Source organism: Microvirga vignae (genome assembly GCF_001017175.1).
Taxonomy (GTDB): Bacteria; Pseudomonadota; Alphaproteobacteria; order Rhizobiales; family Beijerinckiaceae; genus Microvirga; species Microvirga vignae.
Genome location: NZ_LCYG01000055.1, coordinates 79,994 through 91,391, shown reverse-complemented (window position 1 = coordinate 91,391; position 11,398 = coordinate 79,994). Strand labels below are relative to the sequence as shown.

Here is an 11,398-nt window from a genome sequence, read left to right as displayed (position 1 = left end):
TTGGTCGGCTGGATCTCGAGCTTACCGGGGCGCGGATGCTGGTGGTAGAACATCGCCCCCGATTTCAGATCCTGCGAGATGTTCTCTCCCATCGCCAACGCTCCTTACGCCCGTCGCTACGTGTAATTGGTTCTTGTGCGCGCCCTTCGCCATCGCGTCAATGTTCTTCTCTCGCGGGAAGATGAGACGAAGGATCCAGGCATGACAGGTCTGCCCGTAACGCAAGACGGCCGGGATGATGAAGCGGTCCACCTCACTCCCCGCGCCTCCTGCAGGAAGGGGTCAGGCGTGGGGCGAGGGCGACCTGGTGATGGCCGGACCCAGCGAAGCTGTCATGGCCGCCCCTCTCCGTCATCCCCAGGCTTGTCCTGGGGATCCACGTTTTTTGACGTTACGTTTCAGAGACGTGGATGGCCGGATCAAGTCCGGCCATGACGAGTGGAGAGACAGGCTGGCGACGACACGGCTACTGACCTCACGCTCTCCGGACGAGAGTCATTATTTCTCCGGCAGGTTCGTCCGGATGTGCAGCTCGCGCAGCTGCTTGGGTGTCGCCTCGGAAGGCGCACCGAGCAGAAGGTCCTCCGCCTTCTGGTTCATCGGGAAGAGCGTGATCTCGCGCAGGTTCTGCGCGCCGCAGAGCAGCATCACGATACGGTCCACGCCGGCCGCCATGCCGCCGTGGGGCGGAGCGCCGTACTGGAACGCGCGGTACATGCCGCCGAAGCGCTCCATAACTTCCCTCTCGCCGTAGCCTGCGATCTCGAAGGCCTTCACCATCCGGTCAGGGCGGTGATTACGGATCGAACCCGAGGCCATCTCGTAGCCGTTGCAGACCATGTCGTACTGGAAGGCCGTGATCTTGAGGATCTTGTCCTTGTCATTCGGATCGAGCGCCATGAAGGCGTCGTGGTCCATGTTGCCCATGGAGAACGGGTTGTGGGAGAAGTCGATCTTCTTCTCGTCCTCGTTCCACTCGTATTGCGGGAAGTCGACGATCCAGCAGAAGGCGAACTGGTCCTTGTTGCTTAAGGACAGCTCATCGCCGATACGCACGCGCGCCTTACCGGCGAGCAAGGCTGCCTTGTCCTCAGGCCCGGCCGAGAAGAACACCGCGTCGCCAGCCTTGATGCCTGCCTTCTCGCGAATGATGGCCTGAGCCTCTTCAGGGATGAACTTGGCGATGGGGCCCTTAGCCTGGATCTGGCCGCCTTCTTCCTCGAACACGATATAGCCGAGACCGGGGGCGCCTTCCGTACGGGCCCAGTCGTTGAGCTTGTCGAAGAAGGAGCGCGGCTGGGCGGCAGCACCCGTGGCCGGAATGGCGCGCACCACGCCGCCGGACTTGATGACGTTCTTGAACGCGTTGAAGGTCACGTCCTCACGCTCAAACACCTCCGACACATCGGCGATCACCAGCGGGTTGCGCAGATCTGGCTTGTCGGAGCCGTATTTCAGCATCGCCTCGAAGTACGGAATGCGCGGGAAGACGTCCGTCACCGGCTTGCCGTCCGCGAATTCCTTGAAGGTGTCGCGGATCACCGGCTCCATGGTCTGGAAGATGTCCTCCTGCGTGACGAAGCTCATCTCCACGTCGAGCTGGTAGAACTCGCCCGGGAGACGGTCGGCGCGCGGGTCCTCGTCGCGGAAGCAGGGCGCAATCTGGAAGTACCGGTCGAAGCCGGACATCATGATCAGCTGCTTGAACTGTTGCGGAGCCTGCGGCAGCGCGTAGAACTTGCCGGGATGGATGCGCGAGGGCACCAGGAAGTCGCGCGCGCCTTCGGGTGACGAGGCCGTCAGGATCGGCGTCGTGAACTCGAAGAAACCGCTCGACTTCATGCGGTTGCGCAAGCTGTCGATGATCGCGCCGCGCTTCATGATGTTGTTGTGCAGCTTCTCGCGGCGAAGGTCGAGATACCGGTACTTGAGGCGGGTCTCTTCAGGATATTCCTGGTCGCCGAAGACCGGCATCGGAAGCTCGTCCGCAGGACCGAGCACCTCCATGTCGGTGATGTAGACCTCGATCATGCCGGTGGGCAGCTCGGGGTTCTCGGTACCGGCCGGACGCTTGCGCACCTTGCCGTCCACACGGATCACCCACTCGGAGCGCGCGGTCTCGGCCAGCTTGAAGGCTGGGGAATCCGGATCGATCACGCATTGCGTCATGCCGTAATGGTCGCGCAGGTCGATGAACAGCACGCCGCCGTGGTCGCGGATGCGGTGGCACCAGCCGGAAAGGCGGGCCGTCTGGCCGACATCGGATTCGCGGAGCGCGCCGCAGGTGTGGGAACGGTAACGGTGCATGGAGGCGGACATTGAAAAAGCCTGCTGGTTCGGAGTTACGCGCAACATCCATGGGAGGCCCGGGAAGTCAAGGCGGAAGGCTGAAATGGGGGCGGATGGGCCGGATTTCGGCTCTTCCTTTGTCGCAGTCCTCCATCATGGCCGTCCCCGGACTTGATCCGGGGATTGGCCCGGCCATCCACGTCTTGAGAACCACTGAGCTATGAAGACGTGGATCCCCGGGACGAGCCCGGGATGACGCGTCTCCCCCGTGCCCTTTTTTCAGCTCAACCCCTTATTTTTCAACGCTTTTCCCTTGAAGAACAAAGCATGAATTACCATATCATCCTCATGATGACGAACCATGCGACAACCCTGCTGCAACACGGCCGGAACGCTCCCAACCAAGAGCGGATCGAGGGGAACTGGCACGTCTACCCCTTCGACGGCGCGCTCGAAATCGACTACGTGGACCAGGCCGGCAATCCCACCCGGCGCTGGGTGATCGCACGCGAGCTGAAAGTGGGTCCTGGCAAGATGCTGCTCGGCGGCATCGACATGTCGGACGACGGCTATCGCGGCTTCCGGGTGGACCGGATCGAGCGTCTGGAGGATGCGGAAACCGGCCTCGTGGTCGACCGCAACATCCTGGATTGGCTCATGAAGCGGGCCGAGCGGCAGGCAAAAGAGCGGAGGAAAGCCCTTCAAAGGGTTTAAACGGGGAGTCGCCTGCACCAACAGGTTCCGCTAAAAGACTTCTCCATGGATTTGATTACGACCACCGAGGCGCTCGAAGCCGCCTGTTCCCGCCTGAGCCAGCATCCGTTCGTCACCGTCGACACGGAGTTCCTGCGCGAGACCACCTATTTCCCGAAGCTCTGCCTGATCCAGATGGCGGGGCCGGATCTTGCGGACGCCTATCTCATCGACCCCCTGGCTGAGGATCTGAGCCTCGAGCCGTTCATGGCGCTCATGGCAAACACGAGTGTGGTGAAGGTCTTCCACTCCGCCCGGCAGGATCTGGAGATCATCTGGAACCTCGGCAACATCGTTCCTGATCCCCTGTTCGATACCCAGGTAGCCGCCATGGTCTGCGGCTATGGCGATTCGGTTTCTTATGAGCAGCTGGTGAACGATCTCGCCAAGGCGAAGATCGACAAATCCTCCCGCTTTACCGACTGGTCGCGCCGGCCCCTCACCGACGCCCAGCTTACCTATGCGCTCTCGGACGTCACTCATCTGGTGAAGGTCTATGACGCGCTCATGGCCCAGCTTGAAAAGAACGGCCGCCTCGACTGGCTGAGAGAGGAGATGTCCATCCTCACCTCGCCGGAGACCTATCAGGCCGATCCGAACAATGCCTGGCGTCGCCTTGCCGGCCGCCTGCGCAAGCCGAAGGAGATCGCCGTCCTCATGGAGGTCGCCGCCTGGCGCGAGCGCGAGGCTCAAAACCGTGACGTCCCCCGCGGACGTGTTCTCAAGGACGACGCACTGATCGACATCGCCACCTCCGCTCCCCGCAGCGTGGAGGCTCTGGGCCGCCTGCGCTCCATCCCGAACGGCTTCGAACGCTCCCGCACGGGCGCCGATATCCTGGAGGCCGTAGAACGTGGCGTCGCCCGCGATCCGTCCAGCATCCCGATGCCGGAGCGCAGCCGCGGGCGCGGCAATACAGGTGCCGTCGTCGACCTCCTGAAGGTCCTGCTTAAGGCGGTGGCCGAGCAGGAGGGCGTTGCTCCCAAGATCGTCGCCACCGTCGAGGAGTTGGAAGCCATCGCCGAGAGCGACACGGCGAACGTACCCGCCCTGCACGGCTGGCGCCGGGCCCTGTTCGGCGAGAAGGCGCTGGCGCTGAAGAACGGCCAGCTCGGCCTCGTGCTGGAGCGCGGGCGGGTGAGGCTCAAGGCGATTGCATCGGCATAAGCGCCGTTCACAACCGAAACATCTGTCTCCTATCGTCATGCCGGCCTTGGGCCGGGCATCCACGTCTTTGATGCGCCTGCGGCTTTAAAAAGTGGATGGCCGTCCCCGGATCAAGTCCGGGGACGGCCATGACGAATGGACGTTCCTATGTTTCTAGAATTGTGGCTTACCGTCCGAAGATGCCCTTGAAGAATTGGGCGACTTTGTTGTGCTTCTTCTTGCGGTCCACGTCCGCCTGACTCTTCACCCATGCGATCTGGACGACACGGCGCTCGCCGACGAACGGCAAATGGCCGTGCCAGGAATTGTCGGAGCGCAGGAAGGCGAACATGGTGCCCATCATCGGCGGCACTTCCAGCTTGTAAGGCTCAAAATTCTTGCCGTCGTAGAGCACGCGGAGGCGGCCGCCATCGTCCTTCTGCCACTCGTCGTTCATATAGACGAGCATGGTCATGACCTTGGATGGACCGTCCGTGTGAATCGCGCCGTATTTCGGCTGCGAGCGCTTCATGATCGTGGTGAGGCGCGGATAGGGATGGAGGTCGATCCCGAACTTCTTCGACAGGGCTTCTGTCAGCTCGGGGCCTTCGAGCTCCTCGATAAGCTGCTTGAAGCGGCCATGCAGCTTGACTTCGTCGACGGTGAGATAACCTGGCTTGTCGATCTGTGGAAAGTCGCGGCGGAGTTCCTCGATGGCGTCTCCTTTCAGAAAGCTGGACGCCAGAAGATGATCGTAGGGGTCACGCGAATGCTGCGCGTTCTCGACCGCGGACAGGTTGATGAGGCTCATATTCTACTCCCGCTTGAGCCCCTGTTGGTTTTCTGATCGGGGCTCGCCTGATCTTGTGAAGGGTTGCATCTTGTAATCGAAAAATCAAACGCACAGTAGCCGCATCAGCCCACGATCTCGATCACCGGCTCCATGTTGAGGAGCTTGCCCAGCGCCCGGACCCGACCCACGAGCCGCTCGTTGGCGAGATCCTCGAGGTGGGACGGCAGCTGCAGGACCACGTGGCCGCCCTGCACCCGCAACGGCGCCTGCGGGAGGATGCCTTCCATCGACACTGAGACCGGATAGGCAATGCGCATGAGCGCCGCGAGCAGGCGCGCGCGCTCCAGATAACGCGGCCCCGCCAGAGACTTGATGCGCGAACCCACCTTGTCCGGCGAGAGGCCCTCGTGGCGGAAGAAAATCGAGAGCGCCAGATAGGCGCGGCCTGGATGATCGAGGCCCGCGAAGGCCCCGTAGGCAATGAGGTTGAGGCTCTGCTCGCCCCGGTAATCGGGATGAGCACGCCAGCCGATATCGGCGAGCAGGCAGGCAGCACGGCGCAACCGGCTTTCCGTCTCGGTTTCCGTGATGCCTAAGCTCTTCATGAAGGCTTCGGTCCACGCGCACAGTTCCTGGCCATGGCGCGGGGAACGGGACCTGAGCAGGTTCAGGTCGCTGGCAGCGGCAAGAAGCGGGTCGCGCTTCTGAGTCTCCGGATCGAGCTTGTCATAGAGCACGCCCTCTCGAACGCCGAAGGCAGAGATAGCGACCTCCTTCGGCTCGCCGAGCCGTATGATTTCCTCCAACACGATGGCGCCATAGGCCAGAAGCGGCCGTCGGGCTTCGGAGACGCTCTCGATATCCTTCAGGGTTTTGGCGTCCGCCTCCTCCACGAGGTGCAGGAAGTCGAGACCATCTTCGGGGTTGAGAAGATAGCCATGCATCACATGGAGCGGGTAATCGCGGGCCGCCTGGTGCAGACGCGCCAAGGCGCGCCAGGTGCCGCCGACCGCATAGAAGGTGCGGCCATGCAGGTTTTCGAGATATTCCGGAGCGCGTTCCAGGGCGGCACGCACGATCTTCTGCGCCTTCTTCAGCGAGCCGCCGCTCATGTCCTGAAGGGCCAAGCCGCCGAGGGGCATCGTGATGCCCTTGCCCACGGTCGTGCCCGTCACATCCACGAGTTCCAGGCTGCCGCCGCCCATGTCACCCACGATGCCATCCGGCTCGTGGAAACCGGCAACGATGCCCAGCGCCGAGAACCGCGCCTCTTCCCCACCCGACAGCAGGCTGATGGAGCGGCCGCAGGCCTTCTCCGCCGCTTCCAGGAAGGCAGGGCCGTTGGAGGCATCGCGTGCGGCAGCGGTGGCCAGCACGAACACGTCGGACACCTGCATCGTGTCGCAGAGCACTCGGAAACGGGCGAGCGCGCGCAGCGCCCGATCCACCGCCTCCTCATCCAGCTGGCCTGTCGTTGCCACATGACGACCAAGTCCGCAGAGAACCTTCTCGTTGTAGATCGGCGTCACGGCGCGAGCCATGCCCTCGTAAGCCACGAGGCGCACGGAGTTCGAGCCGATATCGATGATGGCGACCGGACGTCCGATCTTGAGCCTGCCTTGCGCTTCGCTGGCGACGATCTGCATGTCAGCGCTGCCCACGTTTCGCGAGCGCCTTGGGGCTCGACGTCTTCAGGGATTTTCCGCGTCCGGAAAGACTTGGGTTCGTCATGAAATACTTGTGGGCGTTGAAGGATTCCTCGCCCTTGGCCGGAACGATGCGCCGGCTCGTGCCGTCCGGCAGAACATTCCAGCTCTGCTCGTTGTCGAGAAGGTTGGCGAGCATGATCTGATCCAGCACCTGCTGATGAACCGTGGGATTGATGATGGGCAACAACGCCTCGACGCGCCGGTCGAGATTGCGCGTCATTAGGTCGGCGGAGGAGATGTACACATGCGCCTTGGGATTCGGTAGCCCGTAGCCGTTGCCAAAGGCATAGATGCGCGTGTGTTCCAGGAAACGTCCGACGATGGACTTCACGCGGATGTTTTCCGACAAGCCCTTGATACCGGGACGCAGGCAGCAGATGCCGCGCACGATGAGATCGATCTGCACGCCCGCCGCACTCGCGTCATAGAGCGCATCGATGATATCCGCATCGACCAGCGAGTTGCACTTGCCCCAGATCGCTCCGGGCCGCCCGGCTTTGGCATGGGCGATCTCCTCCTGGATGTGCTGAAGAAGACGCTTTCTCAAAGTCAGCGGCGAAACCGCCATGCGTTCCAGCTCCGCCGGCTCCGCATAGCCCGTCACGAAGTTGAAGATGCGCGACACGTCTCGACCGATCACGGGATCGGCGGTGAAGAAGGAGAGGTCCGTATAGATGCGCGCCGTGATCGGATGGTAGTTGCCCGTGCCCACATGGCAATATGTGATGAGCTGACTGCCCTCGCGCCGCACAATCATGGAGAGCTTGGCGTGGGTCTTCAACTCGATGAAGCCGAACACCACCTGAGCACCCGCGCGTTCGAGGTCGCGAGCCCAGCGGATATTCGCCTCTTCGTCGAAGCGCGCCTTCAGCTCCACGAGAGCTGTGACGGACTTGCCCGCCTCCGCAGCCTCCGCAAGAGCAGCGACGATAGGTGAATCCGAAGACGTGCGATAGAGCGTCTGCTTGATTGCGACCACATTCGGATCGCGCGCGGCCTGACGCAGGAACTGCACCACCGCGTCGAAGGATTCATAGGGGTGATGGACGATGATGTCCTTCTCCCGGATGGCAGCGAAGCAGTCGCCGCTGTGTTCGCGGATGCGCTCGGGGAAACGTGGATTATACGGCTTGAACTTGAGATCGGGGCGCTCGAGCGCGACAAGCTGCGAGAGATCGCGCAGGCCCATCATGCCCTCGACGACGAACACCTCATCGCTGGAAACTTCCATCTCCTCGGCCACGAAGAGGCGCAGGTCCTCCGGCATCGCGGCTTCGACTTCGAGGCGGATCACACTGCCGCGACGGCGCTGCTTGAGCGCCGTCTCGAACAGGCGCACCAGATCCTCGGCCTCTTCCTCCACTTCGATATCGGAGTCACGAATGACCCGGAAAGCGCCCTGCCCCTGCACCTCGTAACCCGGGAACAGGCGGCTCGTATAGAGCACGATCATCTGTTCGAGCGCGATGAAGCGGGCGGATCCCGTCTCGGAAAAATCCGGCAGGCGGATGAAGCGCTCGGCGCGGGACGGCAGGCGGATCAGGGCGTTCAGCACCTTGCCGTCGCTCTGGCGCACGAGTTTCAGGGCGATGGACGAGCCAAGGTTCGGAATGAACGGGAACGGATGCGCCGGGTCGATTGCGAGCGGCGTGAGAACCGGGAAGATGTGGTTGAGGAAGTAATCCTCGAGCCAGGAGGCCTCAGGCTTCGTCAGGCCCACGCCTTCGACAAGAACGATACTTTCCTCCTGCAGGGTCTCGCGAAGCTCCCGCCAGCGTCGCTGCTGATCGGAAGCGAGGTTCGACACCTCGACCGAAATCTTCGCCAGCTGTTCCTGAGGCGAGAGCCCGTCCTGCGAGATCGTGGCAACGCCGGAGCGCACCTGGCCCCGGAGGCCTGCCACGCGGACCATGAAGAACTCGTCGAGGTTCTCGGCCGAGATCGAAAGGAAGCGCAGCTGCTCCAAAAGCGGATGATTGCGGTTTGCGGCCTCTTCCAGCACCCGGCGGTTGAACCGCAGCCAAGAGAGCTCGCGATTGATGAAGCGCTGCGGAAACTGGCGCAGCACCGCACCGTCCAGCTCGATATCCGGCGGGGCCTTCGGCAAGGGAGCTTCGCTGAACGTCTCTACGTCTCTCAAGGCAATCGCGTCACGCACTTCGATCTCCGCCGCTTCCTTCTTCGGCGTCCGTTTTGCTCTGGGCTTCGCGACGGTTTCACGACGGTTCGGCAACAGTGTGGTAGGATCAGGCTTCACTCGATTTCATCCGTTTCCTGCGAGGCTCCGAGGATCTCGGCGGCGATCGCCCGCGACACACGCCGACCCCGGCTGAGCGCCTCCTTGTCGAGAAGCGCCACCAGTTCCGAAGCCTTGGCCAGAGATCGCTCGATCCGAAGCGAGATATAGTCGACAACGGAGGTGTCGACCACGAGTTGCCTATCGACGAAGAGCTTGACCAGAACGGCCTTGAGCAGGGCGTCGTCCGGGGCATCGAGCGTCACGCTCGGAGCAAGTCGCAGGCGGGAGAGCAGATCGGGCGTCTTCAGGCCCCAGCGGTCGGGCGATGTCTCACTGGTGATCAGAAGGGAGGCCTTTTTCTCCCGCGCCAGATTGAGCAGATGGAACAGGGCCGCCTCGTCCCGCTCAGCCCTGTCCATGTCCTCGATGGCGAGAGCCCCATTGGAGACAAGATGCGGAACATTGTCGTGCGTGATCTCAGAAGCATCGATGGTCCAGGCATGGGCGTTCGTGGCCCAGATGGAGGCGAGATGACTCTTGCCGCTGCCTGGCGGGCCGATCAGCAGAAGGATCGTGTCCGGCCAGTCCGGCCAGCTCTCGATGAGGCCATAGGCCTGCTCGTTGGACGGGCTGACGAGAAAGTCCTCCGCCCCGAACCGCGGATCCAGGGGCAGATCGAAGGTCAGTTGCTTGGGCCCATCACGCATCGAGATCGACCTTATCCTCGACCTTCGGGTGGATGATCACCGGGCTGCCCGGGCCGCGATAGAGCGGGCTCGCCAGGTACTGGCTCAATGCAAAACGCGCGATCACGCCCATGGCGGCGGCGAGCGGCACGGCGAGCAGCAGGCCAACGAATCCGAAGAGCGCACCGAAGGCGAGCAGCGCAAACATGAGCCAGACCGGGTGGAGCCCCACGGAGTCGCCCACCAGCTTGGGCGAGAGGATGTTGCCTTCCACGAACTGGCCGAACACGAAGATACCGAGCGTCGCCAGGATCATGGTCCAGTCGGGCCAGAACTGCACGATGGCGACGCCCATGGAGAGAATGAGACCGGTGAGCGAGCCCACATAGGGAATGAAGCTCAGGAGGCCCGCGGTCATGCCGATGAGGGCGCCGAAGTTCAGGCCGATGACGGCAAGGCTCACCGCATAGAAGGTGCCGAGGATGATGCACACCAGAGCCTGCCCGCGCACGAAGCCCGCGATGGCCCGGTCGATGTCACGGGCGATGGCGCGGATCGTGTCACGCTGGCGAACCGGCATCCAGGAATCGACCGTCTTCACCATGCGGTCCCAGTCCACCAGCATGTAGAACGCCACCACCGGCGTCACCACGAGCAGGGAAAAAATGCTGAGCAATGCCTGACCGCCGGACCACAGCCCCTGAAGGAAGGTGGCGATCCAGGCAATGCCCTGGCTTATGAGGTTGCCCACGGAGGTCTGCATTTCCGGCAAGGCGCCCGAGCCGCCAAGGCGCTGGATCAGAGGTCTCAACTGTTCGTTGGCCAGTTCCTGGAGCCTTGCCACGTAGCTGGGAAGCCGCTCCACAAAGGCGCCGACCTGCTGGGCCGCGAACGGCACCAGGATCATGAGGGTGATGATGAAGACGAGAACGAAGAGCACCAGGATCAGGAGGCTCGCGCCCAAGCGCCCGATCCCGATCTTCTGCAGTCGATCCGCCAACGGGTCGAGCAGGTAAGCCAGCGCGAAGCCGGCCACGAACGGCAGAAGAATGCCGCGCAGGACGAAGAGCAGAAGCACTGCCACGACCAGCGCTGCAATCCAGAAACCGATCTGCCGTTGGATCGTCATTGGTACTCCATACTCCGAAACGGTAAGAGCCTTCAGCCTGCCATGTGCCGCAGCCAGCCGCCGAGATAGGCACCTGCGGAAGCTACGGTCAAGGTGGCGACGGCCAGCATCACCAGATCCTCGAAACCACCCAGTTCGACCCCATAGGCATTGGCGGCAAGCGCGAAGGCCGCAAAGCCTATCTGCGCGCCTGTGTTCAGCTTGCTCACCAGGATCGGCTTGATCTCGACCGGGCGGCTCATGACCCAGGACAGGAGCACGGCCGACACGATCATCGCGTCCCGTGACACCACGATGATGGCAAGCCAGCTCGGAATCGCCCCCACCACCGCCAAAGACACATAGATCGAGACCAGGAGCGACTTGTCGGCCAGGGGGTCGATATAGGCCCCGAACTCGCTTTTCATGTTGAAATGGCGGGCGATGAACCCGTCGACCGCGTCCGAGACGCCTGCCACCACGAACAGAATGAAGGCCGCCGCCCATCGTTGCTGCATGATCATGACGATCACGATGGGGACCATGATGAGCCGGGCAATGGTGATGAGGTTCGGGATAGTCATCGTGCAAGGATGATGCCGGGTCGGGGGGATAAGTTCAATGTCTGACGGCTGGCAGGAGTATACGCCCCGCTCCACATGGCCGGGCTCGTCC

Annotated in this window: 9 protein-coding genes; 2 read left to right on the top strand and 7 right to left on the bottom strand. The window is 62.5% G+C overall.

Going from position 1 to position 11,398, the window contains the following annotated elements; genetic code table 11:
• Positions 1 to 498: 498 nt before the first annotated feature.
• On the bottom strand, positions 499 to 2,307 hold the full coding sequence (aspS, locus tag AA309_RS20505) for an aspartate--tRNA ligase (protein ID WP_047190889.1): 1,809 nt from the start codon (positions 2,305 to 2,307) through the stop codon (positions 499 to 501).
• Positions 2,308 to 2,616: 309 nt separating this feature from the next.
• Here aspS and AA309_RS20500 point away from each other — a divergent pair, with 309 nt between their 5' ends.
• Positions 2,617 to 3,003: a hypothetical protein gene (locus AA309_RS20500; protein WP_052954886.1), complete on the top strand. Its 387-nt coding sequence runs from the start codon at positions 2,617 to 2,619 to the stop codon at positions 3,001 to 3,003.
• 45 nt (positions 3,004 to 3,048) lie between these two features.
• Positions 3,049 to 4,209 carry a ribonuclease D gene (gene rnd / locus AA309_RS20495; RefSeq protein WP_047190867.1) on the top strand — a complete coding sequence of 387 codons (1,161 nt, stop codon included), beginning with the start codon at positions 3,049 to 3,051 and terminating at the stop codon, positions 4,207 to 4,209.
• Between the two features lie 166 nt (positions 4,210 to 4,375).
• Here rnd and AA309_RS20490 read toward each other — a convergent pair whose 3' ends face one another.
• The 6 genes from AA309_RS20490 to AA309_RS20465 all read right to left on the bottom strand — a co-directional run bounded on the left by AA309_RS20490 (position 4,376) and on the right by AA309_RS20465 (position 11,307).
• Complete coding sequence (locus AA309_RS20490; protein WP_047190866.1) at positions 4,376 to 4,999, bottom strand: 2OG-Fe(II) oxygenase; 624 nt, start codon at positions 4,997 to 4,999, stop codon at positions 4,376 to 4,378.
• A gap of 104 nt (positions 5,000 to 5,103) precedes the next feature.
• The gene (gene ppx, locus AA309_RS20485; protein ID WP_047190865.1) at positions 5,104 to 6,627 is read right to left on the bottom strand and encodes an exopolyphosphatase; all 1,524 of its coding nucleotides are present in this window, start codon (positions 6,625 to 6,627) and stop codon (positions 5,104 to 5,106) included.
• 1 nt (position 6,628) lies between these two features.
• Entirely contained in the window at positions 6,629 to 8,797 is a 2,169-nt protein-coding gene (locus tag AA309_RS20480; protein ID WP_244470430.1) for an RNA degradosome polyphosphate kinase, read from the bottom strand.
• 146 nt (positions 8,798 to 8,943) lie between these two features.
• Positions 8,944 to 9,636, bottom strand: a complete 693-nt coding sequence (locus AA309_RS20475; protein ID WP_047190863.1) for a P-loop NTPase family protein — start codon at positions 9,634 to 9,636, stop codon at positions 8,944 to 8,946.
• Positions 9,629 to 10,744: an AI-2E family transporter gene (locus tag AA309_RS20470; protein WP_047190862.1), complete on the bottom strand. Its 1,116-nt coding sequence runs from the start codon at positions 10,742 to 10,744 to the stop codon at positions 9,629 to 9,631. Before AA309_RS20470 ends, AA309_RS20475 begins: the two co-directional genes overlap by 8 nt.
• 32 nt (positions 10,745 to 10,776) lie before the next feature.
• The gene (locus AA309_RS20465) at positions 10,777 to 11,307 is read right to left on the bottom strand and encodes a CDP-alcohol phosphatidyltransferase family protein (protein WP_047190861.1); all 531 of its coding nucleotides are present in this window, start codon (positions 11,305 to 11,307) and stop codon (positions 10,777 to 10,779) included.
• Between the last annotated feature and the right edge of the window lie 91 nt (positions 11,308 to 11,398).